The organism is Paenibacillus endoradicis (genome assembly GCF_024721975.1).
In genome coordinates, this window is the sequence record NZ_JANQBB010000006.1 from 319,337 (window position 1) to 346,245 (window position 26,909).

Genomic DNA, 26,909 nt, shown 5'->3' on the forward strand with positions numbered 1-26,909 from the left:
CTGAGAGGAGTATTACCATGTTTACACTTCAAGAAAAGCAATTTCTACTGCAATTATTGAAGAGCAAGACACGCTGGGGTTGGTTCAATCGCAAGAAAAAGCAAACAATGCAGCAAGAGTTGATTGAGAAGATTGAGCAGATGGTGCGGAATGAGCAAGTCAACAAGTCTCACTTGTAGGCTCACTTGTGATCACGATGCCATGCTACGTAGTCTATTCGACTGCGAAGATGGCATTCATCGCTTGTTCCAGTGCTCATGTACCAACTACGTACATTCCGCGCTTCGCTTCACTAGCTTCATACCATCTTCTTGGTGCTGACAAGCGAGCAGGCCCATTTGAAACCACTTGCATGTATTTCTTCGTTGCATTTCACAAACAAAGCTTCTTGGTGATGACTAGCGAGCACACTCACTTGGTTCATCTTTGTGTCGCTACGTTGCATTTCACAAACAAAGCTTCTTGGTGATGACAAGCGAGCACACTCACTTGGTTCATCTTGGTGTCGCTACGTTGCATTTCACACAACAGGCTTCTTGGTGATGACAAGCGAGCACGCTCACTTGGTTCATCTTTGTGGCACTTCGTTGCACCTAGCTCAGCAGCGGAGAGGATTAATCGTTCGTGGAAAAGCGATAGCGGTCGTTTTTGTCCTCGGATTTATACCTCTATTACTTTTCAATAAATCCGAGGACAACGGCGATTGGAACAACGATTAGTCATCGCAGCGTCACACGAGCACTACTTCATATCATTGCTACAAAGCAGTACTACAATCGCTTAGTCATCCGGCGTCACCAAAACAGCATCACTACAACTAGATTTCGACATCAGGAGGTTTCATGAACGGAAAAACACATTTAGCGATTGGAGCTACGATTGGGGCGGCATGTACACTGTACTTTTCACCCGCGCAACAATTAGAATCCATCGTTGCATATATTGGGGTAGCAAGTTTCTCAGCTCTAGCTGCTGATCTTGATGGCCCCAGTATTCTAACAAGAAAATTAACAAAGATCAGTCGTAATCTTCATCAGTTTGCATTGATTGGCGGTATTGCTGGTTTAGCCTTCTCTCTTTACTTATGGTTAACAACTTCTACATTCTCTCCATTATGGATCGGTGCATCAGTTGCAGCTATCCTTATCGGTCTTATTGTTAATCGCAGTGCTATGCGCAATGCATTAGTGAGCATGGTCGGTGCTGGGATTGGGGTATATGGAATTTCACAAAGTTGGTATTGGCTTATTGGTCTTGGTATATTTATTATAATCGCTCCTTGGCTCAAACATCGTGGACTAACTCATACGATTTGGATCTTACCAATATGGGGACTAATTGGCTATGGATTAGAGCAACAACTAGCAATTGAGGGCCTTGGCTTAACAGCAATTCTTGGTTATCTATCGCATATTATCACAGATATGTTAACGCCTGCTGGTGTACGTTGGCTATATCCATTAACGAAGAAAAAATTCAAGCTGAAATTTTAATTTATCTTAATGTTACTAGATTCATATAGTTACATCTACGTAAAAGGAGCAGTCCTCGATTATCGAGAACTGCTCCTTTTCGTTACTGCTACATACAATTAAATATGTGGCCTATTATAGAGGTATCTTATAGAGCACTCAATGTCTCAGTTAATACCGGAACGATTTGAGATTTACGAGATACTACACCTTTTAATAATGCAGTGTTATTATCAAGTGTTACGTTATATGCTTTTTCTACAGCAGAAGCTTGTTTACCTAGAGCTAGTGCAACTGAATCATTGTTAAGAATATCAGTTGTAACTAATAAGAATAGATCAAGTCCTTTTGCATCAATAATCGCTTGCAGAGCGGGCTCAAGTTCAGCTTGACGAGATAGAACATCATTCGTATCTACAGCATTCACTTGCGCAATTTCAACTTTATAGTTACCCATAGAGAACTCTTTTGCATCAAGGGAAATTAATTGTGCAATTGTTTTGTCACTTAGGTCTGCACCAGCTTTAAGCATCTCAAGACCGTATACTTGTGGATCAACACCAGCGATAGCTGCAAGCTCATTAGCTGCTGCAACATCTTGCTCTGTGCAAGTTGGAGATTTGAATAGAAGAGAATCAGAAATGATTGCTGATAACATAAGACCAGCAACTTCTTTCGTTACTGCTACGCCATTTTCTTTATGAAGCTTATTAAGAATTGTAGCAGTACAACCAACTGGCTCAGCACGGAAATATAGAGGAGCACTAGTCTCAAAGTTCGCAATACGGTGATGATCGATAACTTCAACAACTCTTACTTGATCGATATCATCAGCACTTTGTTGACGCTCATTGTGGTCAACAAGAATAACTTCACTTACTTCATTAGCAACAGTTGCGACATAACGAGGAGCTTCTACTCCAAAATAGTCCAATGCATATTGAGTCTCACCATTAACATCGCCTAGACGAACAGCTTCTACATCTGCACCAAGTTTAGTTTTCAAGTCAGCATATACTAACGCTGACGTAATTGTATCCGTATCAGGATTTTTGTGACCGAAAATTAAAGTTTTTGACATGTTTTTTTAACTCCTTAAATTTTTTATTTTCTTCTTGATACCCTTCATCTTAACAAAAGATAAAGAAATATCGGAAGCATATTTGTTATACAAATAATATGAGTACATTCTGACTGACAAGCATCTAACAAATATTATACTCTGTTTCCCGCATTATTCCTAGTCTTTTACTATGAATATTCTCCCTGTTTTTGTATAATTACAGATTCTAAGTCCTTCTCCTCATCCAATTAGAAACGGAGAGGACTAATCATTGTGGAAAAGCGATAGCGGTCGTTTTTGTCTTCGGATTTATACTCAAATTAATATTACAATAAATCCGAGGACAACGGCGATTGGAACAACGATTGGTCATCGCAGTGGACAAACCCTCCCACCAGAAAACAGTAAAAAAGCTACAGTCTTGCATCGATACAACATGCAAGACAATAGCTCATACCTATTAATAATTACGAACGATAGAATTGTTCAATTGTAGCAGCGATCGCCGCTTTGTCACCCGCAATGCGAGTTTGGCGTTGCGATTGATTGAATAACGCTTGAATTTGTTCTGGGTATTGTTGTTCAATTCCACATAATTCAATAGCTTCGTTGAATTTCCCAGGATGAGCAGTAGCAAGAGAAATTGTAATTTCACCTTCACCAGCACATTGCTTCGCAGCTGCAACACCACATGCACTATGCGGATCCAACAAGTAGTTTGTCTCTTCTTTATAATTAGAAATAGTAGCAAGACATTCTGCACCTAGAACGCCATGAGCAGCAAATTCAGCTTGAACTTTAGCAAGAGCTTCTGCAGAGATTGAAATTTCACCTTCAACTTTGAATTGTTCCATTATTGAAGTAATTAGCTCAGCGTCTTCACCAAGGACATAATACAAGTAACGCTCGAAGTTACTTGCCACTTGAATATCCATAGAAGGACTATGCGTCATACGGAAATCACCAGGCATATACACACCTTCGTTAATAAAGCGCTCTAAAATATTGTTTTCATTTGTAGCTAAGATCAATTTATTAATAGGTAGTCCCATACGCTTAGCTAGATAGCCTGCGAAAATATCTCCGAAGTTACCAGTTGGCACGCTGAAGTTCACTTTAACTGAACCTGTTTCTTTCGCAACTTGGAAGTAAGCGTAGAAATAATACACAGTTTGCGCAAGGATACGAACAAAGTTAATAGAATTAATCGCTGCAAGTTGATTTTCAGCTTTGAAATCAAGATCTGCAAATAGCTCTTTAATGATTCGTTGGCAATCATCAAAATTACCATCAACTGAGAGATTCAATACATTATCTTCTTGGACCGTTGTCATTTGCAATTCTTGTACTTTACTTACTTTACCATGTGGATGTAGAATACAAATTTTAATGCCTTCTTTACCACGTACGCCTTCAATTGCTGATGCACCTGTATCGCCTGATGTCGCACCAAGAATATGAATTTTCGCACCTTTCTTTTTCGCAACATAGGAATAGAATTGACCCATAAATTGTAGCGCGATATCTTTAAAAGCAAATGTTGGTCCGTGGAACAACTCCAATAAATATAGCTCATCAGATAGCTTTTTCACTGGTGTTACTTCTGGATGACGGAATGTGCTGTAACTTGCAGTTACTAATTCCTTCAATTCATCTGCTGGAATTTCATCATTCGTGAAATATGAGAATATTTCAAGCACTAGCTCTGTATAGCTTAGCTTGCTCCAAGCCTGTAATGTACCTTCAGAGAAAGTTGGGATTTCCTTAGGGATTAGTAAGCCACCATCATTAGCAAGACCCATCATGAATGCATCGACAAAACCAATACTACCAACTTTACCTCTTGTACTAATGTACTCCATTATTCTTCCTCCTAAAACTTTTCATTAGCTTCTCAATATAACTTCATAGAAATGAAAAGTTACTCCGGAAGCGTAAGCTAGAAATATCCTTGTAGTTCTCAATTTGACTTACATACAAAAAATAAGTAGCATCGAGAGCATAAGTACTCTATTGCACTTTCGTACATGAACTATTAATTGCATTTTACCATCGTTTGCCCGAAAAATGAATGTTCAATTTGTACAATAGCTTATTATTCAAATGCTGGCAATCGCATCAGGTAGAAATTACAAGATCACATTATTGCAACATTATGCTTGTTCCTATCGTTTAATTCATATAACTCTACACTATTCTAACATAACAGGTGACTACTTATGGTTTTTAGCAGCTTATTATTTATTGTTTTCTTTCTTCCAACCGTTCTATTCCTATATTACATTAGTCCACCGAAGTTTCGAAATTGGATTCTTCTTATCAGCTCGTTCATATTCTACGCATGGGGCGAACCGATCTATATAGTCCTTCTGCTAGTATCTACGACAACTGATTTTTGGTTAGGCAAATGGATTGGGAACACGCAGCGGGGTGAGCGATCGCGCAAAACCATGCTCATTATTTCCATTTCCATTAACTTAGCTGTCCTATTTTTCTTCAAATATGCTGGTTTCCTGATCGAGAATTTGAATAATATTTTTGGTACTACTATTGCAGATTTAGACTTACCATTACCAATCGGTATTTCGTTCTATACATTTCAATCGATCTCATACATCGTGGATGTGTATCGACGCAAAGTTGAACCACAACAGCATTGGGTTCCCTTTGCCACCTATATTGCGCTTTTCCCACAACTAGTCGCTGGACCAATTGTCCAATATAGTACAATCGCAGCGCAACTGAACAATCGTAAATTTAAGGAATCGGAATTTGCAGAAGGCATTCAACGCTTTATTCGCGGTCTTGCCAAAAAAGTACTGCTTGCCAATAATATTGGTTTGCTTTGGGATCACATTCAATCTCAGCCAATGGACACCATGTCAATCTGGCTAGCTTGGCTCGGTATTATTGCATTTGCCTTCCAGATCTACTTCGATTTCAGTGGTTACTCGGATATGGCAATTGGGCTTGGACTTATGTTTGGCTTCCGATTCAATGAAAACTTTAATCTACCTTACCTAGCTAGAAGTATTACAGACTTTTGGAGAAGATGGCATATTTCACTTAGTAGCTGGTTCAGAGATTATGTATATATTCCACTCGGTGGTAATCGACAAGGACTTTGGAAACAACTAAGAAATATAATGATTGTCTGGGCACTTACTGGAATATGGCATGGTGCGAGCTGGAATTTTGCATTATGGGGTATCTATTTCGGAATCATACTTATATGCGAGAAGCTATTCCTACTGAAATGGTTAACTCGTTCTCCGCGATGGTTACAGCATAGTTACGCCATTATTCTAATATTGTGCGGATGGGTATTATTCGTATTCGAAGATATGACCATCATGGGGCAATATATAATGTCAATGCTTGGCATGCATGAAGGTTCAACATGGATTAGTGATGAGTTATTATTCCAACTTAGAAATTACTTTGTGTTACTAGCGATTCTCGTTATTGTATCCATTTCACCAAAATTTAAGTTGTGGAATCGATTCACACACTCCAATCGTGGCATGATTATTGTCTGGGCAATTCATATGTTATTGTTATTCGTATCTATAGCGTATCTAGTGGATGCGAGTTTCAACCCATTTCTATACTTCCGTTTCTAGATAGGTAATTCAAAAAGCGGACTTATGATAACGATGATCACGCTAACGTAGTTCAAAAAGCACGAATATTTGCCTATTCTTTCGAAGTACTTTTCTTTGCATAGATGATTTACTTCAAGTAAGAAAAGTTTAAGGAGTTACAACGATGACTAACAAATGGAATACCAAATTGTATATTATTGGGTTTACGGTGATGCTTGGTGGATTACTTATTCTGTTCATTGTCTCACCTAAAGGTACTTTTTCTCAGTTTGAGAATCGAACACTACAAAGCAAGGTTTCTTTCAGCTGGGAAGCATTAGTGGATAAATCATTTGCAGAAGATACGGAAACGTATCTTTCCGATCAATTCCCATTTCGCCAACAATGGTTTATGGTCAAATCTATTGCTGAACAAGCGCGCCTGATGACCGTCAACAATGGAATTATTCATGGAGAAAATGGATACTTATTCGAACCATTGAAAGAGCCTATCTGGGAAGATGTAGAAAAGTATGTGGATAGCATTAACAAATTCCAAGGGGGTTTTGCTAATACACATATGTCACTATTATTAGCGCCTACTTCAGTGGAAATGTATCCACAATTTTTACCAAAATGGAGCACTTCTTTCTCTCAGAAACTTACTAATGATACCATTCAAACTTTTTTATCCACAGATATTAATTTCATTGATGGCATCGATGCCCTTCAACCGCATATAGCTGGTGAGAATAACCTATATTTCCGCAATGATCACCACTGGACGAGCTATGGAGCGTATTTTGCTTATGCGGAGTATATGAATAGCATTGGCATAGAACCTATTGCTTTGGATGAATTGCAGCCTAACATAATGTCATCAGACTTCCTTGGCAGCTATGACACAAAAGGACAATTTTGGGGAGCACAACCTGATGAAATTGTAGCTTTTACTAATCCATGGTTTAGCTCACAGATGTTTATTGCTGATGATGAATCGACTAGCGATTCGTTGTACTATGATACCTTCTTAGATGTGAAAGATCAGTATAGTTATTATCTAGGTGGCGTTCATGCACTTATGACAATTACGAATGAACCGATCAATGGACAAACAGCAAAGAAACCTGAAATCGACAAATTACTTGTCATTAAAGATTCTTATGCGCATAATTTTATTCCTTTACTAGTAAACCACGCTCGTGAAATCCATGTTGTTGATCTGCGTTATTATAACGGTTCAATGAAAGCTTATATGGAGCAAGAACAATTTGATGAAGTGTTATTACTTTACAATACGCCAACATTTGTTTCTGAACGTAGTTTGCTTAATTTGAAATATTAATTATGAATTAGAATAGTTCCAACTGCTCGACGCTCTGAGGTAATGCTTCCATAGGATGCTTTCCATCAGGGCGTTGTTGCCCTAAAAGTATCATAAGTTGCTTCGCATTATGGGCTGCATGACCACCTGAGTTATTATTAAATATGACAAATACATCTTCACTACCTTGAGATAACTGTTCAAGCCTCGGTAACCACTCCGCTAACTGTTGCTCGCTATAATCGTACAAATACCTTACTTCTCGCCACTTATCATCTCCTGTATCGTTCCAACCGCTCTCATTGCGACCATGCAATCTAACCATCGTTAATGTTTCATTCGTCGATTCTATAATCATCGGTATACTTCCATCCCCAGCTTGTGGTTCATCACATACACTATGGATCCATTGTTCATCTTTCATAAATTGAATCGTCTTCGCTCTCATCTCATCTCTAAACCAGCTCTGATGCCGGAATTCAAGCGCACAGGGAATATTGTTCATTAGTTTCTTCGTTGCGCGAAGTACCATCACATGCTTGGTCATACAATCAAACCAAGGCGGATATTGAAATAAAACACATATTAGCCGATCATGCTCAATTAAAGGCTGAATCATCGCAAGAAATGCAGCAAACATTTCCTCTCGTTTTGAAGCAACATCAGAACTCCCACGTTGATGACCGGTCATACCTTGATATGCCTTCACTATAAATTTGAAATGAGGTGGAGTTTGAGCCATCCATTGACGCATTCTCTCTGGGGACTGTATCGCATAGAATGTACTATCAATTTCAACAATTTCAAAATGCTTCGTGTATACTGATAGTCTATCTGTACTTTTCGTACCTTTAGAATATAGTGAATCATGATCACCCCATCCACCAAGCCCAATGTAAATGCTCATTACATCACCTCAACTCCATTATTGATATACTCATAATCAGAAAATGTTGCCGCTTGACCACAGTATTTCCCTCTTTCATCAATCAAATTCCATACGGTTGCTTTCTTAATATAAAACCGTTTCCCAGAGCTAGAAATGCGAACCCCTGTATAATTTGCTACGTATCCATTATTCGTAACTTCCGACATAAAGTTTGCTCTTTCTACTCTTTCCATTGGCTCTGCGGTCAACCTTGAAGGTGTAGAAGTAAATTGTTCTTCTGTCATTTCCCATAACAACATTGCACGTTCATTTCCATAATTCAAGATCGGATCAGCCTCAGTACCGTGCGATAAAATTATGCAATTAGCTTTATTCAATTGGTCCAATAATGGTATCTCTTGAACCTCATCAACTAGCTTATTTCCCGTCCAACGATTATAACTATGTATCAATAAACGCGCATGACTTTCCGTCATAAAAAACATCCCCCATTCTTGCTTAGCTTCACTTTAGCAAGTGTGGGGGATGTTGACAATATAGGTAGATATAAATATTTACTTTTTATCAATGACTAAGCAGATTGCTTAGTACCTTCATCTGATGCTTTCTTGTTGTTAGATAATAACCAACCAAAGACAGCAATACCAATAAGTACGAAATAGAACGTTAACTTCCAGCCCGTTGATTCAGCAAAATCATGAGAAATTACGCCAACAGCTTCATGAGCTAATGTATGAACAGCAAGTTTAACACCTACCCACCCTACAATTACGAACGCCGCAATTTCTAGACCTGGACGACTTTCAAGTAATTTAACAAACATATTTGCTGCGAAACGCATAATAACTACTCCGATTAGTCCTCCAAGGAATATGACGATGAAGTGACCACCATCCATACCACCTATTTTTGGTAAATTGGTAGCTGGTAATGATACAGCAAGCGCGATGGCTGCTAAAATCGAATCAATCGCAAATGCGATATCAGCTAATTCTACTTTCAATACAGTAACCCAGAATCCGCTTCCTTTTTTCTCTTTCTTATCCTTCGTTGAATCTTTTCCGTGGAACCATAATTTTCTTATTATATGGTTGAGCGCGATAAAGAGTAGATATAATGCCCCGATCGCTTGTACTTGCCATATATCCACTAAGAAAGAAATAATAAATAACGATGCAAATCTAAATACTAATGCGCCAAATAACCCGTAAAACAATGCTTTTTTTCGTTCTTCTTCTGGTAAATGTTTTACCATAATTGCAAGCACGAGTGCATTATCAGCTGCTAATAAACCTTCTAATGCGATTAAAATTAGTAAAACTGAACCATACTCGAAAAAAATTGACCAATCCATCGTATTCCTCCTAAATTTTTTTATTGATCGAATTTCATTTTGTTCTCTTTAACATTCCCTTTCACTCATTGAAAAGTACTTACATAATTATTACCAGTACTTTTCAATGAGTGAAAAGATGAATCGAAAACAAAACCTTCGATCAGCGTCACTTCCATCTCATCACACAAAAAAGACCTTTGCCTAAATAGGCAAAGGTCTTGCAAACAACGATAATTTCATTCGTTGCCAATAAAACCGGAGATTTCTCTCGTAATGACGACTTTATTGTAGTAGCTACTCCCCTTTGGAGGTATGTGCATATGAAATTTTATGACTCATGACACTCTATACGGCGAATGTACCTAAGGGTTTCATTTTTCCCAAAAAAATATTATGCTTATTTATATGGAGGGAATACTAATGAATCAAACGATTACAGAACTAACTGAAGATCAGCTTCACCAAATGGCTTCCATAGAGATAGGCCGAGTAGCCATACTATTCACATCACCTTTTTGTGGAACATGTAAAGTTGCTTTAACGATGCTTCAAATTGTACAGGTAGTAGGTGTTCCATATTCACTTTATCAAGCAAATATTAATTATACGCCATATTTCCGTGAATTATGGCAACTTAGAAGTATACCTGCACTTGTACTTATTCATAACGGTAAAGTGATCGACATAGTTTATGCTATTCAATCCGTAGACTCACTCTATACAAAATTGCAAATAAATTAAATCTATAATCTATCAACCTTGTAGCCTTTTGCTTCTAGCATTTTAATAATACTATCAGGTCCAGCCAAATGAAGTGCACCTGCAATTACGAAATAAGTTTTTGGCTCAGTTCCATTTAGATAGCCTACAACTTTATCAGTCATACCTTTATTACGATTAGTTAGCATACCGTTATAGTAATCAAGTTCTTCTTTTTTCATAGATTCAGCCATACTATCCATTGTGACTAGATCTCCTGCTTTCCAAATATCTAGAAGATAGTCAGAACCACTATTTACATCGTAGCCTTTATTAGCATATCCAATCATTTCAATCGTATTTCTCAATGCTGATTCTTGATATTCGTCAGAGAAGCTACTTAACATATCATATTGTAAAAAAGCATTTTCCAGTTCTAAGTTCGGTATTTTCTTATCTTTAGCTGCCTCTAAGAAATGACTGTCGATGCCATAGTCAGCACTGATTTTCTCATCTTCAGGAAGTAAATCTTGTAGAATCAAATTGAGGAACCAAACTTGGGTCTGATCAACCGCTTCCATATTGAATCCTTCTTTTTTAGCTAAAGCAACCAATTTCGCATATGTTTCTGGAGTTACATGATCCTTAAGTGTCGTACCAGCTTCATAATATAATAACTTTTGAATAGCTTCTTCTTCTTCTTTAGTTAGTTGTTTTGTAATATCAACTTCAGTTACAACAACATCTGATGCTTCGAAGGCCTCGGTTATTTCAGTGCGTAACGGATATAATTCTTCATCTCCTACATGAATCGAACCTAGTAGGTAAACAACATTTCCGTTACTTTCAACTTTCCATAAAAATCCTTGAGAAGCTAATCTAGGCTCAGTAGTCTCTTCAGGGAATGTATACATATCTGTTAAGTAGATAGAATTACTTTCCTTTTTCCAGTCAATATTCAATAATGTAACTGGTTGTAATTCTCTAAGTGGAGCATAAGTCGTATTATTACGCTTAATAATATCTAATTTATCGACGACTACTTCGCCATATTCAGAAACTTTATTAGTTTTCAAATCAATAATAGATTCGAATCCATCATATGAAACTGTAATCGTCTTATTTTTACTCGAATAGCCAACAGTATAGCCTAATTCTTCGAAATAACTACGCAATGGTATGTATGTTTTACCTTTTTCAATGAATGGTGCCTCGGTTAAATCTAGCTTTTCTCCATTGTAATATACTGTTGCATTAGTGGAACTTGCTGCTTGAGCAGGTAAAGCGAGTGTGAAAAGTAGTACAAATGCAAATAAAATAGATAAACTCTTTTTCACTAGTTTCTCATCTCCAATTCATATAGTCATAGACACTATCATATCATAATTTGGTAATATTTTACTAGCCTATAGTGATCTTCAATAACATAGCTACACGTAAAAAATCTCAAGTCCTATGAAATGACTTGAGATTTTTTGTAATACTTCACTCATTGTATTATGTAGTTTATATTAGTTCACTTCCTGAACTTTTCCGAAGTGAAACAATTTTCTTACTAATAAGCTACCTATAACTACTATTCCAGCGCCAATCAGACCACCAGAAGTATTCAGAATAAGATCATCTACATCGAAGGAACCCATCGCTAGAAATAATTGCATACATTCTAGTAATAAGCTAATTCCAAAAGAAATGATAATCGATAGTGACCATCTCTTCTTCACTATCAAACTAATAATAATACCTGTCGGGATAAAAATAGCAATATTGCCGTACAAATTCATAAATTGCGATAAACTGAGTTGACGACCTACACTTACTGATATTGTATCGAAAGGTACAAGATTAGCCCATTCCCATCTATTTAATATGATTTCTGGTTGTTCATACGTTCTTTTGGCTTGATCTATTAAGGTCATCATAGATACTGGACCGAATTTAAATAGAATGATTTTCAATAGTAAAAACAAATTAACTATAAAAAGTGGAATTAACAAACTTTTGCTTAACATAATTATTCCCCTCCTAAAACTGATGTTACGATAATCCCATTCATATTATCTCCAGAAATAGTATAGGAATGATTTGAAGGAACTTTAATTTTCAATTCTTTTTCAAAGGCATAATAATCTACAATATATTTTTCCCCGTTAATGGATGTCATTAATGTAGTATTCTCACTTATGTAATCAAGGTACTCCTCTAACACCCAATTATGATCACTCATAATGACGCTGTGTGGTAGTCCAACATAACGAAAATGCCAAGGCTCATATTGTATCCCAGTAATATCTACTTTGTCTTCAGGGTAACGTAATATAAATCCAAAGTCCGACGCATGTTTTCTTAGCCATTGCCCTTCTGGTGCATCCTCCATTTTGCCTAATGATGATCCGATATCCAATGATAGTCCCACATTATGTTCACTATATCCCGCAGGCAAAGCGTATGCCGGACCCATTTCATTATATAGTGAGGCTTGCTTTTCCTTATTTCTATATCCACTACTTAGTATAAAATGTGTTATTCCATCTTCTTTCGCGTGTTCAACCATATGTTGAAAACTAGTAATGACTGATTTTGATAGTTTTACATCGTCACTACCAAGTTGATATTCGCCCTGTACATGAACTTCATCTTCAACTAAGACGATATCATCTACTAATCCTTCATCGTTCATCTCATAGTTTCGGTTAACTAATATCAGATTACCCGCGTATTTCATCTTTTCATCTATTTGTAAGACATCATATCCTTCTTGGCGTAACTTATTATTATTTAGTTCTATAGGCTCAATTCCGCTTTCCTTAAAATTAACAAATAGATAGATCAGAACTGCTGCTACACATGAAATTATGATCGCTTTCTTCATATTTAACTTCCTCTCATTACAATGTACCTTAATCATAATGAAAAGATATTAATAAAAAAGATCGGAAAATCTTAAGAATTCCTTAAGTTCCCGATCCTATAGGTAGTATTACTGTAAATTGTGTAGCTGTAATGTCACTTTGCACGAGAATTGTACCGCCATGCTGTTCAATAATATTTTTTGCAATATATAAACCTAGCCCAGTACTCCCTGCTTTTTCAGTACGAGCACGATCTCCACTATAGAACATATCGAAGAGAAACGGAAGCTCCTCCTGTGGAATAAAATCACCATAATTTCTAACGATAATTTCTATGTGATCATCTAATATGTTCCCAACGATGTCAATGTATTTCCCATCATTCCCATATCGGGCTGCATTAGCAAGAAGATTTTCAAAAACACGTGCGAGTAGCTCTCCATCACCATGTATTTGAACGGTAGTAGGAAGATCTACTCTAGCTTCCAATTGCTGTGATTCGAAAATGGGATATAATTCTTCGGTCAATTGAACGAGCAATTGGATTAGATCAATCGGTTTCTTCTTCAAAGAAAGATTACCATAGTTCATTCTAGTAATCTCAAACAACTGTTCGATTAATGTTTCTAAACGCTTAGATTTTGTGTAAGCAATCGTTGTGTAATGTGTAGAAGTTACTTTGGACAGTTCTTCATGCTGTAAAATATACTCCAAATAGCCAATAACTGAAGTAAGAGGCGTACGTAAATCATGTGCTAAATTCAGTACAAGTTGATCTTTACTACTCTCAGCAAAGTCACCTCTTGTTACAGCTTCTTGCAGCTTCATTCCCGCACGATTAATATCTTCAGCTATACTCTGAAATTCATCTCTTGTTTCAATGACTACCTGCTCTGAAAATTCCCCATTGGCTAGATGATGAATCCCTTTAGAAATCGATTTGAAGTAGCCCGAGTACGGTATTGTTAGTAAATAGAACATAAGTATAGCAAGCGGAATAAATAGGATAAGGAAAAAATTAACATCACCAACTTTTAGTATCCACTTTCTCCACAATGCTATTTGGTCCTCATAATATACATAGTTATGATAATAGTATTGTAACCCACGATATACGCCATAGGTGACAAGGGCTGAAGTAGCTATACTGAGCATAAATAAAACGAGCATTTTAGTTCGAAAACTTTTTATCGCTCTACCCATTAAACGTATACCCCACTCCCCAAATTGTTTTAATCCACTGATCCTTATCTTTACCAAGCTTTTTACGAAGTGTACGAATATGCACCATGACAGTGTTAGCAGAATCTTGATATGATTCTCCCCATACTTGAACAAATATATTTTCCGTACTAAATACCTTTTTCGGAGTTTGTGCTAGCAGATACAATATTTCGAACTCTTTCGGAGTTAGCTCTATCACTTGATCATACAAAGTAACGATATGAGAAGATGGATCGATCTGTAATCCACCTTGTATAATGAGCTGAGATTCCTTTACCGATAAGCTCTGATTAAGTAGTGTATATCTTCTAAGTTGTGCTTTCACTCTAGCTACTAATTCCATTGGATTAAACGGCTTAGTCATATAATCATCGGCACCCATAATGAGCCCTGTAATTTTGTCCATATCGGAAGTTTTAGCACTCAGAAAGATGATCGGCATACTATACTTCTCTCTAATTTTCCGAGTGGCTTCGAGTCCATCTAAGAGCGGCATCATTATATCTAGAATAATAAGATCAATTTGCTGTGACATCACAATATCTAGTGCCGCTTGTCCATCATATGCAAAGATCGTTTTATATCCTTCATGTTGAAGATGGATCGCTACTAATTGAGCAATTTCTTGATCATCTTCGGCAATAAGTATCGTTGGCACGCTCATTCACCTCTTTCAAAGCTCTTTACTAACTATAGATAACTATCAAGGAATTTCATCTTTGTTATGAAAGTCCATTTTTTGAACTACCCCATTAATGATGCTACGATTTCAAAAGAACGTAGTCTTGCCTCATGATCATGAATATACGCTGTCACCATTACTTCGTCTACTTCTGTAGCCGCAATTAATTGTTCTAGCTTCTTCTCAACTGTAGCCTTGCTTCCGATAATGGACGAACCTACTTGTTGTTCTACTATGAACTTCTCTTGCTGCGTCCAGATTTGTGCCATATCACGAACTGGAGGTGCCAATGGCGCAGACCTACTACGAACAAAACCAAGGAACATCTGATACATTGAAGTCGCTAAATACTGTGCCTCTTCATCTGTCTCTGCTGCAATAACATTTACGGCAACCATACTATATGGCTTTGGATAAAGAGTGGATGGTTGAAATTGAGACTTATAAAGATTCAAAGCAGGTACGATATACGTTGGTGAGAAATGTCCAGCAAAAGCAAAGGGTAGACCTTTCTCTGCCGCCAACGCTGCACTAAAATCACTTGAGCCTAACAACCAAATCGGAACATTACTTCCTTCTCCAGGAATTGCTCGTATCGCTGGACGGGAATTACCGTATGAAGGGTCTATATATTTTCTCAATTCATCTAGCTGATCAGGAAAATTTTGTCCATGTGTACCACGTTCACCACGGAGTGCTTTAGCAGTTAAGGGATCAGTTCCAGGTGCTCTTCCTAACCCAAGATCAATACGTCCTGGAAAGAGTGCTTCAAGTGTACCAAATTGCTCAGCAATAGCTAATGCAGCATGATTAGGTAGCATTACACCACCTGATCCTACCCGAATAGATTGTGTTTGTGAAGCAACATGTCCGATAACAACGGCTGTCGCGGAACTAGCAATGCTTGGCGAGTTATGATGTTCAGCAAGCCAATAACGAGTATATCCCCATTGCTCCGCATGTTGTGCCAAATCAACAGTTCTCTTTAATGCATCTCCTACAGTACCGCCTTGTATTATTGGCGAAACATCTAATATTGATAATTTATTAATCATAAAAGTAACTCCTTTATTAGTCGGCTCATTAAAGTACCGTTTTATTTTGTAATCATTTTCCCCCTATATAATAGCGGAGAGAACCATTCACTACTGGAAAAGCGAAGAGAACTAATCACCACTATAATAGCGGAGAGAACTAATCACTAGTGAAAAAGCGATAGCGGTCGTTTTTGTCCTCGGATTTATACCTCTAATATAATCCAATAAATCCGTGGCCAACGGCGATTGGAACAGTGATTTGTTCTCGGAGCGACCCTAATTTGTTCTCGCAGCGATCACCCAGTAGTTCTCGCATCGGTCTCCGATCAGTTCTCGGAGCGGCTTACTCTAATAGTAGCAAGTTATTTCAGGTTAAGCAAAGCTTCTTAATAATGGTATACTACCTATATAAATAATCGATTCGTGAGGGAAATTGTTCATGCGTAATGATAACCAATCAAAAGCGGAGCAGATGCTCCAATTGTTTCAATCCGATCATACAAGGTCCTCTCAGCGACTCACGCTGTTTCCAGTTCATCTCCGCTGTGTCATTATGGAACAGAATGATCAATACTTAATGAACATCGACATACTAGCTGGAATTAAGAAACGAATTCATGTCGCACAACCGAAAGCATTTCTTGAAGCTATTGTTAACCGGGAGTATTTCCCGATTTCCAAAACTAGCTATTATGATCCTGATCAACATTATGTTTCTCAATCAATGAAACAAATAACGCTTGTACTACTGCAAATATTAGAGTTAGATCGAACTTGGACTCGCACCAAAAGTATTCCATTACCTGCAGCTTGGTATCATCGAATTGCACCAATTCTGCTTTCTTATGAGCATGTCAGTCTAGAATACTACTTACTATCAGGTCCACTAGATGAACAACTGCAAAGATATGAGAAAATCGAGATGGCAGAAGGTAAGCTTCCTCTTCCATTAACTATTACAGAGGACAATGAACAATACTGGTTACGTTGTAGTACTATCCATCACTTAGTTGTAATGCCTTCATATGAACTAGCTATAATGTATGGTCAATGGTACAAGACAAGCTATGAGCATGCTAAGCAGCTTCAAGGTATTCAGCAACTACTTATGGAAGATGACAATTATGAGATGATCATTGACCCACATATGCTATCTTCGTTATTAGATGTTGCTCTTCCGAAGCTTCATCGTATTGCTCATGTTGTCATAGCTGAGGATATAGCAGCGAAAGTATTACAACAGCCACTCTCGGCACAATTATTTCTAGATCGAGTTCGTGATCGTCTACTCGTTGGACTAGAATTTCACTATGGTGGACTCGCTATTAATCCACTATTACCTGAAGCTTCCCAAGTACAATCTGATTATATAATGCTTAGAGAACGAGAAAAGGAACAATATATTCTAGATATCATTGATCAAATACCTAGCTTGCAAACAGAAGGTGGCTGGATTATTGAAGGTGATGAGGATGAGTACAGCTTTTTTCACGACGCTTTACCCAAACTTAAATCTTGCACAACCGTGCTAGCTACAAGTGCTGTTCGCATAAGATATGTTTCTGAAGATGTATATCCTGAGCTTACACTTAGCTGGGATGAAAAAAGCAATTGGTTACAGTATTCCTTCTCAATGACAGGCATAAGTAACGAAGAACTTCGTCAAGTTATTCAATCATTGCAGATGAAGCGTCGCTTCTATCGACTTTCGCAAGGTACTTTATTATCGCTTGAACATGAGAAATACGATCAACTAATTAAAGTTATGAACGAGCTTGGGTTAGAACATCCTACTCGCTTTGATGATCAGATTCCGATTAGAAGGAGTATTGGCTACATTCAGAGCTTACCCAGTGATAGTCCTATTAAATTATCTCGTTCGTTAAAGAAATTCATTGATCATATCCAACATCCAGAACTGTATGAAGTACCTTTACCACAAGAACTAACTGCCACTTTACGTGATTATCAAATCGATGGTTATCAATGGATGAGATTGCTTGCGGATTATAATCTTGGTGGGTTACTAGCTGATGAGATGGGGCTAGGTAAGACGATTCAAGTTATCACATTTATTACTTCTTTGTTAGCTGATATTCGTCAAGATCAGCACAAAGTGCTAATCGTCACACCCGCTTCATTGCTCTATAATTGGCAAGCAGAATTCCAACGTTTCGCTCCAACCGTTCGAACTTGTGTCGTTGAAGCGTCGGATGTTAAATCAGGCATTATCGCATCTCAAGACCAATTACAAGCAGATGTTTGGATCGTATCGTATCAAGCGTTGCGTCAACACATTACTGCATTTATGAGCATGCGATACCATACGCTTGTCTGCGATGAAGCTCAAGCATTCAAAAATGACTATACGCAAACGGCCAAAGCAGTTAAAGCTATTGATGCACATTATCGTTTTGCATTAACGGGCACACCTATTGAAAATCGATTAGACGAATTATGGTCAATTATGAACCTAGTTAATCCGAATACATTTACAGAGAAACATCATTTTATGGAGTGGCCACGTGATGTATTATTAGCACGAATCTCTCCATTCCTATTACGAAGAAAAAAAAGTGAAGTTATTGAAGAACTTCCAGATAAGATTGAAACGACGCTAGTTGCACCATTATTACCTGAGCAGAAAAAGATATATCTCGCTTTTCTAGCTAAGTTACAAGAAGATACACTGAAACATCTTGATCCTAAGCAACGTGGTAAAACAAGAATTAAGTTACTGGCCGGGATTACGAGATTACGTCAAATCTGTTGTCACCCGTCACTGTTTATGGAAAATTATGATGGTGGCTCTGCTAAATTAAATCAATTACTAGAGCTTGTTGAAGATAGCTATAGAGAAGGAAAAAGATTGCTCATCTTCTCTCAATTCACATCTATGCTACGTATCATTTCTCAACAACTTGCTTTACGTGGCTATCAGTTTTTCTATATTGATGGTCAGACGCCACCACTTGAACGTGTGCAAAATTGTGATCGATTCAACAATGGCGAACGCGATATGTTCCTCTTATCGCTGAAAGCTGGCGGAACCGGGCTTAACTTAACTGGAGCAGATACGGTTGTCTTGTATGATCTATGGTGGAATCCAGCTGTCGAACAACAAGCAGCGGATCGTGTACATCGGATTGGACAACGTAATGTCGTCAATATTATTAAATTAGTCGCAGAAGGTACATTAGAAGATAAGATGCTGCAATTGCAACAGAAGAAGCAACAGCTTATTGATGATATATTGGAAGCAGATGAAAATAAGGAATCGAAATGGGATCCTGAGCAAGTCCTTGAGTTACTTGCACCTTCGCATGATTTTATATTAGAAGAGACTATGGAAGATTGATTAATTCAATTTTCACAAAAGAAGCGCTCAAGGTCATCGACCTTGAGCGCTTCTTAATATTATACTACTCATCCGCATCTAGCGAGCCATCTTCATAAAGTGATACAAACGAATCCACAATCTCAGGATCGAAATGTTTCCCACTTTGCTCAATAATTAATTCAATGGCAGCTTTTTGAGTCCATTTTTCTTTATATGGTCGTTTCGTTGTTAATGCATCATATACATCAACCACACTTACAATTCTCGCCTCAAACGGAATATCTACACCTTTCAACTGGAACGGATAACCTTCCCCATTCCACTTCTCGTGATGATGCAAAATAACGTTTTTCGCTACTGAGAATTCATTTTCAAATAATTCATCATCTAGTTCACCATAAATCTTCGTCAAAATATCAACGCCGATTTGTGTATGCATTTCGATAATTGTTCGTTCATATGGTGCCAGTGAACCAGGCTTATAAAGAATACCTTCAGGTATAGCAGATTTTCCAATATCATGCATAATACTTGCGTTAACCATTTGCGAAGTATAGTGATAACTCATCTGCAAATTATTTCTTTCGTTATGTCGTTCTACAAGTAATTCCGTGAGATCTTGAACCCGTATAAGATGGTTCTCAATCCCTGGGTCGCGTATCTCACAAGATATCGCAAGTACTTTCAACAGAGAACCTTGTAATTGACGAACTCTATTCTCATCTAGATAATATCCACGTTCTAGATCCTCTAACGCACGAAATACACCGACAAAATATACTTCATCGTCGATAAGATAGGGAGTGATTGTAATCGAAGAATGCCATAGTTCCCCACAAATTTTCCTATTTGTGAAAACCCCTGACCATGGTTGGTGTATGTTCAAAGATGCTTTCATCTGTATGTATGTATCTGCAGGAGTTAGCTTAGTTTTCAATATTCCAGCTTTTTTCCCGATAATATCTTTTTCCTTGTATCCTGTTATCTGTTCATAGGCGTCATTGACAAGACAAATTCTATGGGTAACATCCGTAACGATTACTGCATCCGCTAGAGTTAATAGCTGATTGAAATGGCTCATTAAACTCTCTTTAGTATTGTTCATCAATATCACTCTCGCTGTTTTTAATTATATATATTAGAAGATTCACTAGTTTATTATTTGGACTCAAAGAATAAAGTGTTTTAACTTATCAAAGTTGTCCACTTCACCTTGTAAAGTAATATTACTTTCACGTGCTACTTTTCGATGATTAAACCATATGATACTCCATCCTGCACTTGTTGCACCAATAACATCGTTGCGCCAAGAATCCCCTATGTAAGTACATTGCTCTGGCAATGTTCCTGTCTTGTCATTAATATGTTGGAATATTCTTATATCCGGCTTATCCCATTCATAGCTTCCAGATACAAAGATTCGTTCTAAAGGAATAAGTTGGTCAATTTTCAATGCTTTGATCTTACGCCATTGATGTGCTTGGGCGCCATTGGTTAATACACCAACAATGAATCCTCGTTGTTGTAACTCTACGATTAGCTCTCGTGCATTAGGGAAGAGCTCAATATCAAATTGACATTCGAAATACGTCTGCTGAATTCGTTCTGCTTGAATCAGATCGATCTCAACACCATAATCATTTAACGCAAATTGAAATCTATCCCTTTTCATTGCTTCAGTAGCTGAGCCTTGCTCCATCTGTCCCGCTCCACCGAGCTCTACTGAAATTTTATCGCTGTAATATCTCATTCGATGATAAGCTTCTTCATATGGAAAGGACTCCATGTAGCTCACATAAGGCTTTACTGCTTTTTGGAAAGGTATTAGATGATCATAAAGTGTGTCGTCTACATCAAAAAATATCGCTTTTGTCATAAAAATCTCCTAGTATCTATTTCTCACTTTATTGTAGCAGATAATGAAAAGTTTAACGACAGCATTAATAGGCTAGTTAGTAAGGCGAGAAACTCCTTATAAATAGTTTGTACTCCTTCATAATGTAGTACAGGATGGCGACCACGAAAAAGCTGTTGCGAGTTTTTACTCACAACAGCTTCTTTACAACTTAAATCACAATAATTGCTTACAAAAACATGACGCATTTATATTATAACCTATATCAATATCATTACACTTTAGTAGACACCGTAGCATCTTGAACAATAAAATCAACCATTGAATTCACTTCTACTTTACCAGCATAATGACTACCACGATTAAGCGTTGTAAATGTAACTGAGTACGGCTTGCCTGGTATAAGATCAAAATAATTATCTGACCATATACCGTCAACTTCCGACGTCAACACAACTTGTTTGGCTAATGCCTTTGATTGCAATGTAACTATCGTTGCGCCACTTTCCACTGTCTCGACAACTTCAATAAATGGTTGCTGTAGTAGCAGTTTTTGATTTTTCACAAAATAGTATATCATTTGTGCTGCCTCTCCGCTAATCGATGTCCATGTCGCAGAGACAAATAGTTCGCCTTCCTTGTAACCATTAAGCAATTGCGAGATTGTAAGACGCTTAACAACTTCTGACGTATTTACTGGAAGGGCCACCTGAGATTTTTCTTCATACAATATCTCACCTGACATATGGTGCAATTGCACTTGTAATGTTCCACCTTCTGAATGGAGCTTATCAGATACAAGATAAATCGCTAATTCTTCACCCTCAACTTGTGCCGATAGTAATACATTCGCAAAACTACGACGTGCATAATAGTTAAGTGCTTTCCAGCGACCATAATAATCAATTCCCGCCCAAGAAGCAACAGGCCAACAATCATTCATTTGCCAGTATAGTGAACCCATGCAGTATGGCATTTTTCTGCGATGTGCTTCAATAGCCATTTGCATAGCATCTGCTTGTAGGACTTGACTTAGATATAGAAATCCTTTGAAATCAGTAGGTTGTGACATATAAATATCCATATATTCTTTAATGAGACGATTTCCATCACCATTTTTCTGATGAGCCTTCATTACCTTTGTATCTATTGCAAGATCGCTCTCTTCTGCAAAGCTACGAATAGTACGATACTCAGGGAAGGATTGGAATCCGTATTCACTCATAAAGCGGCCAAGTTTAATTTGATAGTTTTCAAATGGTTCTACATTATGCCACACACCCCAGTAATGAACATCGCCTTCATTCGTCAATGGATGTGCATGCTGGGCTTGATCATGGCTAACGGATACAATAGGAGAAGATGGCCAATAATCAATCGTTGCATGCAATTCACCTACAACATCAGGTAATATTTCATGGAAGATTTTTTCGTAATCTGCCCATATCTTTTCACGAATTGCTGGCTCATACTCTTTCTTCCACCCCCAACCTCCATGTTCATCGTAATGAGCCCATGCTGAATCAATTTCATTATTTCCACACCATAGTACGATAGATGGATGATTACGCAGACGCTTCACATTATCTATTGCTTCTGCACGAACATTTTGCAAGAACGCTTCATCACCTGGATACATACTACAAGCAAACATAAAGTCTTGCCAAACCATAATGCCATACTCATCACAAAGATCGTAGAATACATCTGCTTCGTAGACTCCACCACCCCATATGCGCAACATGTTCATATTGGCTTCTACAGCAGACAAAACCTCTGCACGATAACGATCCTCCGAAACTTCCGAGATAAAGCTATCGTTAGGAATATGATTAGCGCCCTTAGCAAATACAGCAACTCCGTTAAGCTCAAAGTGGAATGTTGCGCCTGATCCGTTTGCATCTCGATCACGAACTAATTTGACAGTTCGTAATCCAGTAGTAACATTGGCAATAGTTGAATACTGTTTCTGTTCGTTCTGCAAAATAACCAATGCTTTAAATTGATAGCGATTCGGTTCACCCAGTCCATTACTCCACCATAACTTCGGTTGATCTATTGCGATTGGCACAGTCAAAACATGTTCACCAACTTCGACATCTGTTACCAATTCCCAGCTTTTATTATCTGATTGTATTTGTAATTGTAGCGATCCACTTTGTTCTACAGATACCGTTATTTTCGCTGAAAGCTGAGCTGATTGCGCTGTAACCGATAATTGATCGATGAATAAATCTCTTACGATAACACCAGACCAGCTAATTAATTCAACTTCACGCCAAATCCCACTTGTAACGAAGCGCGGGCCCCAGTCCCAACCATAATGGTAAGGGGCTTTACGAGTAAAGATACTAAGTTTCTGTTCTCCTAATCCACCTAATTCAGATTGATCATTCGTTGCGGGTAAAGCATAGCCTAGAGCATGTAATTTCGGCAAATCTTCTTGGATAGGTGAACGGAATAAGATGCGAATATGATTCTCTTCTTTATGCAATAAACCAGTTACATCAATTTTCCATGTTCGGAACATATTATCCGCTGAAAGAACTAACTGTTCATTAACGAATACATCTGCATACGTATCCAAACCTTTGAAGTGAAGCTCCTGACGTTCTTCTTGCAAAAATTCAGCTGATGGCGTGAAATGCGTCTCATATTCCCAGTCGAGTTTATCAATCCATTGTAGATCATGCTCATTAGTAGCATAGAAAGGATTAGGAATACGATCATTGTGCAATAGATCAGTATGCACACAACCCGGAACCGTAGTAGGTAACCAATCATTATCCTTCACAGATTTGAAACGCCACGAATTTAATAACATCGTTTGGTTCATGATACAGCCTCCAGTAATTATCTATTATTGTTGTTTAAATGGTAGATCTTCTAGAGTTATTACTCTAGGATCATTGTAAACTTTATTCAGGAATTCCTTGCTGTTATGCTTACCATCCATTAGGAAATCACCGTTCCAAGTAATAAACAAACCCCAATTTGCCCCATACTGCACCATTGCATCAGGATCAGGAATTGATCCATTTTCCATCATAGCAATGTATTTTGTACCTCCTGTTAGCTCGACAAGTTTGTCATAATAAGATGAAATAGCGCTGTGATCCCCCGCTGCAGGATAGCTGTCATAGCTAACGATATCAACGACATCATCACCAGGATACCAACTTGGATCGACTGAGTTCCATACCCAGATAAGATTATTCAATTCATGTACATTAACAAAACGATCATACATGATGCGATACAACTCAATAGCTGCTTCTGCCTCACTTGCTCCCCACCAGAACCAACCGCCCTCAGCTTCATGTAATGGTCTAAATAGAATTGGTATATCATTAATTTTAAGAATTTTGATCTTCTCGGCAATTACATCCATATCGGAAAGTAACAACTGATAGTGCTCACTATTTTTATCTGATAGTGCATCTGCTAAGTTGAACGTAACAGAGTCAGTATAGAAACCTCGCCACCACTCTTTACCAGGTTCATCAATTAGACCAGTCGGTGCATTCCAATGCCATAAGAAAGAAACAATTCCCCCTTGCTTATGCCATGCAATAGCAGATTCAACTTCTGATGATCGAGAACCATTAGCAGCTCTAGTAGGAGAGTATTCAATAAAATCAAAGCCAACAATAGCAGGACGTTTACCTGTCATATTCTCTATATCAATAATATGATTGTAGTTTTGTTGTCCAGATAATAGATACTTTCCTGCCTGTTCATTCATATAATCCATTAATTGTATTGCTTCTGGTGTAGCATTGGGATTACTTAATTGCTCTGTAAGTGGAGCTTTCGCTAAGCTTGCTACATCGATACTTTGCAGTGATATGTAGTCGATATCATAATATCCCCATCCTCGATGTATCGATATCGTACTGTCGCCGGATTTCAGAAACACACGAGTAGCTTTTACTTCTGTGAATGTTAAACTTTCCTCAAATATCACTTTACCGAACGGATCTTCATTCACATAAAGTTCCGCCTCTTTGTAACCATTTGCTGCGCGATATCCAACCGTTAATTGATACAATTGATCTTGATCAACATGAACAGGTATGACAAGATGATCATTATCATCGATAAATTGTGTTACATAGCCTTCACCTGAATATCCTGTAGCAAAAGTAGCCAGTTCGGTACCATTTGTAACCCCCGTTTCCGCCTCGAATTTTAAGATCTGTGTGGTATTTACTTTTGGTACCTGATCTACTACATCAACAACTGGTGTTACTACACCACTATCGCTTGGTACTACTTCCTTTACATCAACATGCTGAAGCTGCTTTGTTACGATGACAAGTATTAACGTCAAGCATAATATCGCAATTAGAACGATCCCTAGTTTCTTCTCATTATTCGGTTGACTCATGTAATGATCCCTACTTTCCCCAATCGAAAATAAGTTTCTTGATTTTTTTCAGGATCTCGATGTTGCACAACTAACTCAAAATGATGTTCGCCTGGCTGAAGATCATCACCACAATCAAACAGCCTATACCAGCCACTTACACCTACCCAATCTGGGCAATCACGATTAGATTCAATCCATGCACCACCATCTATTCGATAATGAAATTCTGCAGATTGATAACCGAAATCGAATGCAAGGACTAACCCTCTCCCTTCAAATACGAAAGTTAGAGAAGCACCTATCTCCGTCGTTTCTAGAACTGTATCCATCCATTCATAATCATGCCAGCGTTGTTCTAACCAACGACCATTCGTAACTATTTGTGTGAACGGAAGTTCATAAACTTCTTCCCAGCATTGAGCATCTAAGGGCTGAATTAATAAATCATGTTGGAATGCATGGTTGTTTACATTGGATATTCTGTCATTACGTTGAAGTTGCTTTTGCAAAAATGAAATGACGCACTCTGCATATATACTGCTACCAATTTTTAATGGATGAATACCATCAGGTAGCCATTCTTCCATTGATAATCTACCTGACTTAACTTGATCTAGTCCGTACTTCCCTACCCAAATTGATGGTAAATGATAATGATTAGCTAACTGTTCAAACTCTATTATTGATGGAGGATATAAACCATTTACCATTGGATCTAGCATCGTATCACAGAATGTATATACTAGAATTAGATCTCTGGCATCCTCTCGCAGTAGCTTTCTAATTAATCCCTCTCTACTCCGATGACGTTTCACCGTGGGAAGCTCATCATCGTTGACCGCATACTCGATAAAGACTACATCACATCCACGCTCAATTAAGTCACGTTGAGCTCTAAACACGCCAAAATCACTACCTGTAGCTCCTATTGCCGCATTCTCTACCCGAAATCTCACATTAGGATACTGCACTGCTAACCATTGGACTACATATTCTGGCCAATTGGAACGCGACCTACCATCTGTAATAGATCCACCTATAAATCCTAGAGTAACCGTACCGGCTGAAATACACTGTTGAAAGACAGTTAATGGTTCTCTCTCTATCCAATACGGAAGTGTCATCTCTATATCTCCTTCAACTATTTATAACCATTCTATTAAGTTTCTTTCGAAAATGA

At 37.9% G+C, this 26,909-nt stretch carries 22 protein-coding genes; 6 read left to right on the forward strand and 16 right to left on the reverse strand.

The features are described from left to right. Positions 1-17 precede the first annotated feature (17 nt). Both NV377_RS19940 and NV377_RS19945 read left to right on the forward strand, forming a co-directional pair. Complete coding sequence (locus NV377_RS19940; RefSeq protein ID WP_258202555.1) at positions 18-179, forward strand: hypothetical protein; 162 nt, start codon at positions 18-20, stop codon at positions 177-179. A gap of 663 nt (positions 180-842) precedes the next feature. Beyond that, a complete protein-coding gene (locus NV377_RS19945) occupies positions 843-1,493 on the forward strand; it encodes a metal-dependent hydrolase (RefSeq protein WP_258202556.1) in 651 nt (216 codons plus the stop codon). A 127-nt stretch (positions 1,494-1,620) separates the two neighbouring features. Here NV377_RS19945 and NV377_RS19950 read toward each other — a convergent pair whose 3' ends face one another. Together NV377_RS19950 and thrC are read right to left on the reverse strand one after the other, a co-directional pair. Continuing rightward, on the reverse strand, positions 1,621-2,553 hold the full coding sequence (locus tag NV377_RS19950) for a manganese-dependent inorganic pyrophosphatase (RefSeq protein WP_258202557.1): 933 nt from the start codon (positions 2,551-2,553) through the stop codon (positions 1,621-1,623). Between the two features lie 449 nt (positions 2,554-3,002). Next, a complete protein-coding gene (thrC, locus tag NV377_RS19955; protein ID WP_258202558.1) occupies positions 3,003-4,397 on the reverse strand; it encodes a threonine synthase in 1,395 nt (464 codons plus the stop codon). 357 nt (positions 4,398-4,754) lie between these two features. Here thrC and NV377_RS19960 point away from each other — a divergent pair, with 357 nt between their 5' ends. Further along, a complete protein-coding gene (locus tag NV377_RS19960) occupies positions 4,755-6,158 on the forward strand; it encodes an MBOAT family O-acyltransferase (RefSeq protein ID WP_258202559.1) in 1,404 nt (467 codons plus the stop codon). 145 nt (positions 6,159-6,303) lie between these two features. After that, positions 6,304-7,464, forward strand: a complete 1,161-nt coding sequence (locus NV377_RS19965; protein WP_258202560.1) for a DHHW family protein — start codon at positions 6,304-6,306, stop codon at positions 7,462-7,464. 7 nt (positions 7,465-7,471) lie between these two features. Here the strand turns inward: NV377_RS19965 and NV377_RS19970 are convergent, their stop codons facing one another. The 3 genes from NV377_RS19970 to NV377_RS19980 all read right to left on the reverse strand — a co-directional run bounded on the left by NV377_RS19970 (position 7,472) and on the right by NV377_RS19980 (position 9,686). Further along, positions 7,472-8,350 carry a DUF72 domain-containing protein gene (locus NV377_RS19970; protein WP_258202561.1) on the reverse strand — a complete coding sequence of 293 codons (879 nt, stop codon included), beginning with the start codon at positions 8,348-8,350 and terminating at the stop codon, positions 7,472-7,474. Further along, positions 8,350-8,808 carry an MEKHLA domain-containing protein gene (locus NV377_RS19975; protein WP_258202562.1) on the reverse strand — a complete coding sequence of 153 codons (459 nt, stop codon included), beginning with the start codon at positions 8,806-8,808 and terminating at the stop codon, positions 8,350-8,352. The genes NV377_RS19970 and NV377_RS19975 overlap by 1 nt, the downstream gene beginning before the upstream one ends. 95 nt (positions 8,809-8,903) lie before the next feature. After that, entirely contained in the window at positions 8,904-9,686 is a 783-nt protein-coding gene (locus tag NV377_RS19980; RefSeq protein ID WP_258202563.1) for a TerC family protein, read from the reverse strand. A 402-nt stretch (positions 9,687-10,088) separates the two neighbouring features. Between NV377_RS19980 and NV377_RS19985 the strand changes: the two genes are divergently transcribed. Beyond that, positions 10,089-10,409, forward strand: a complete 321-nt coding sequence (locus tag NV377_RS19985) for a thioredoxin family protein (RefSeq protein ID WP_258202564.1) — start codon at positions 10,089-10,091, stop codon at positions 10,407-10,409. Positions 10,410-10,411: 2 nt separating this feature from the next. Here the strand turns inward: NV377_RS19985 and NV377_RS19990 are convergent, their stop codons facing one another. From NV377_RS19990 to NV377_RS20015, 6 genes are all read right to left on the reverse strand, one after another. Beyond that, the gene (locus NV377_RS19990; protein ID WP_258202565.1) at positions 10,412-11,704 is read right to left on the reverse strand and encodes a TraB/GumN family protein; all 1,293 of its coding nucleotides are present in this window, start codon (positions 11,702-11,704) and stop codon (positions 10,412-10,414) included. A 174-nt stretch (positions 11,705-11,878) separates the two neighbouring features. Continuing rightward, positions 11,879-12,379: a VanZ family protein gene (locus NV377_RS19995; protein ID WP_258202566.1), complete on the reverse strand. Its 501-nt coding sequence runs from the start codon at positions 12,377-12,379 to the stop codon at positions 11,879-11,881. A 2-nt stretch (positions 12,380-12,381) separates the two neighbouring features. Continuing rightward, positions 12,382-13,239, reverse strand: coding sequence for a M15 family metallopeptidase (locus tag NV377_RS20000; protein WP_258202567.1), 858 nt, complete (start codon positions 13,237-13,239; stop codon positions 12,382-12,384). Positions 13,240-13,321: 82 nt separating this feature from the next. Beyond that, positions 13,322-14,422, reverse strand: coding sequence for a sensor histidine kinase (locus NV377_RS20005; protein WP_258202568.1), 1,101 nt, complete (start codon positions 14,420-14,422; stop codon positions 13,322-13,324). Continuing rightward, positions 14,415-15,107, reverse strand: a complete 693-nt coding sequence (locus tag NV377_RS20010; protein ID WP_258202569.1) for a response regulator transcription factor — start codon at positions 15,105-15,107, stop codon at positions 14,415-14,417. The genes NV377_RS20005 and NV377_RS20010 overlap by 8 nt, the downstream gene beginning before the upstream one ends. 80 nt (positions 15,108-15,187) lie before the next feature. Further along, a complete protein-coding gene (locus NV377_RS20015; RefSeq protein ID WP_258202570.1) occupies positions 15,188-16,180 on the reverse strand; it encodes an LLM class flavin-dependent oxidoreductase in 993 nt (330 codons plus the stop codon). 421 nt (positions 16,181-16,601) lie between these two features. Here NV377_RS20015 and NV377_RS20020 point away from each other — a divergent pair, with 421 nt between their 5' ends. Then, a complete protein-coding gene (locus NV377_RS20020) occupies positions 16,602-19,520 on the forward strand; it encodes a DEAD/DEAH box helicase (protein ID WP_258202571.1) in 2,919 nt (972 codons plus the stop codon). Positions 19,521-19,584: 64 nt separating this feature from the next. Here the strand turns inward: NV377_RS20020 and NV377_RS20025 are convergent, their stop codons facing one another. The 5 genes from NV377_RS20025 to NV377_RS20045 form a co-directional block, all read right to left on the reverse strand. Beyond that, entirely contained in the window at positions 19,585-20,607 is a 1,023-nt protein-coding gene (locus NV377_RS20025; RefSeq protein ID WP_258202572.1) for an HD domain-containing phosphohydrolase, read from the reverse strand. Between the two features lie 63 nt (positions 20,608-20,670). Next, entirely contained in the window at positions 20,671-21,378 is a 708-nt protein-coding gene (locus NV377_RS20030; RefSeq protein ID WP_258202573.1) for an HAD family hydrolase, read from the reverse strand. Positions 21,379-21,631: 253 nt separating this feature from the next. Continuing rightward, positions 21,632-24,193, reverse strand: a complete 2,562-nt coding sequence (locus NV377_RS20035; RefSeq protein ID WP_258202574.1) for a beta-mannosidase — start codon at positions 24,191-24,193, stop codon at positions 21,632-21,634. A 24-nt stretch (positions 24,194-24,217) separates the two neighbouring features. Then, positions 24,218-25,747 carry a glycosyl hydrolase gene (locus NV377_RS20040; RefSeq protein WP_258202575.1) on the reverse strand — a complete coding sequence of 510 codons (1,530 nt, stop codon included), beginning with the start codon at positions 25,745-25,747 and terminating at the stop codon, positions 24,218-24,220. Continuing rightward, positions 25,744-26,853 (reverse strand): SGNH/GDSL hydrolase family protein, encoded by a 1,110-nt coding sequence (locus NV377_RS20045; protein ID WP_258202576.1) that lies wholly within the window; start codon positions 26,851-26,853, stop codon positions 25,744-25,746. Before NV377_RS20045 ends, NV377_RS20040 begins: the two co-directional genes overlap by 4 nt. Positions 26,854-26,909: the final 56 nt, after the last annotated feature.

Bases quoted from the DNA above. Each gene is read 5' to 3' on its own strand.
- NV377_RS19940 (WP_258202555.1), top strand. From the start codon at position 18: ATGTTTACACTTCAAGAAAAGCAATTTCTACTGCAATTATTGAAGAGC.
- NV377_RS19945 (WP_258202556.1), top strand. From the start codon at position 843: ATGAACGGAAAAACACATTTAGCGATTGGAGCTACGATTGGGGCGGCA.
- NV377_RS19950 (WP_258202557.1), bottom strand. From the start codon at position 2,553: ATGTCAAAAACTTTAATTTTCGGTCACAAAAATCCTGATACGGATACA.
- thrC (WP_258202558.1), bottom strand. From the start codon at position 4,397: ATGGAGTACATTAGTACAAGAGGTAAAGTTGGTAGTATTGGTTTTGTC.
- NV377_RS19960 (WP_258202559.1), top strand. From the start codon at position 4,755: ATGGTTTTTAGCAGCTTATTATTTATTGTTTTCTTTCTTCCAACCGTT.
- NV377_RS19965 (WP_258202560.1), top strand. From the start codon at position 6,304: ATGACTAACAAATGGAATACCAAATTGTATATTATTGGGTTTACGGTG.
- NV377_RS19970 (WP_258202561.1), bottom strand. From the start codon at position 8,350: ATGAGCATTTACATTGGGCTTGGTGGATGGGGTGATCATGATTCACTA.
- NV377_RS19975 (WP_258202562.1), bottom strand. From the start codon at position 8,808: ATGACGGAAAGTCATGCGCGTTTATTGATACATAGTTATAATCGTTGG.
- NV377_RS19980 (WP_258202563.1), bottom strand. From the start codon at position 9,686: ATGGATTGGTCAATTTTTTTCGAGTATGGTTCAGTTTTACTAATTTTA.
- NV377_RS19985 (WP_258202564.1), top strand. From the start codon at position 10,089: ATGAATCAAACGATTACAGAACTAACTGAAGATCAGCTTCACCAAATG.
- NV377_RS19995 (WP_258202566.1), bottom strand. From the start codon at position 12,379: ATGTTAAGCAAAAGTTTGTTAATTCCACTTTTTATAGTTAATTTGTTT.
- NV377_RS20000 (WP_258202567.1), bottom strand. From the start codon at position 13,239: ATGAAGAAAGCGATCATAATTTCATGTGTAGCAGCAGTTCTGATCTAT.
- NV377_RS20005 (WP_258202568.1), bottom strand. From the start codon at position 14,422: ATGGGTAGAGCGATAAAAAGTTTTCGAACTAAAATGCTCGTTTTATTT.
- NV377_RS20010 (WP_258202569.1), bottom strand. From the start codon at position 15,107: ATGAGCGTGCCAACGATACTTATTGCCGAAGATGATCAAGAAATTGCT.
- NV377_RS20015 (WP_258202570.1), bottom strand. From the start codon at position 16,180: ATGATTAATAAATTATCAATATTAGATGTTTCGCCAATAATACAAGGC.
- NV377_RS20020 (WP_258202571.1), top strand. From the start codon at position 16,602: ATGCGTAATGATAACCAATCAAAAGCGGAGCAGATGCTCCAATTGTTT.
- NV377_RS20025 (WP_258202572.1), bottom strand. From the start codon at position 20,607: ATGAACAATACTAAAGAGAGTTTAATGAGCCATTTCAATCAGCTATTA.
- NV377_RS20030 (WP_258202573.1), bottom strand. From the start codon at position 21,378: ATGACAAAAGCGATATTTTTTGATGTAGACGACACACTTTATGATCAT.
- NV377_RS20035 (WP_258202574.1), bottom strand. From the start codon at position 24,193: ATGAACCAAACGATGTTATTAAATTCGTGGCGTTTCAAATCTGTGAAG.
- NV377_RS20040 (WP_258202575.1), bottom strand. From the start codon at position 25,747: ATGAGTCAACCGAATAATGAGAAGAAACTAGGGATCGTTCTAATTGCG.
- NV377_RS20045 (WP_258202576.1), bottom strand. From the start codon at position 26,853: ATGACACTTCCGTATTGGATAGAGAGAGAACCATTAACTGTCTTTCAA.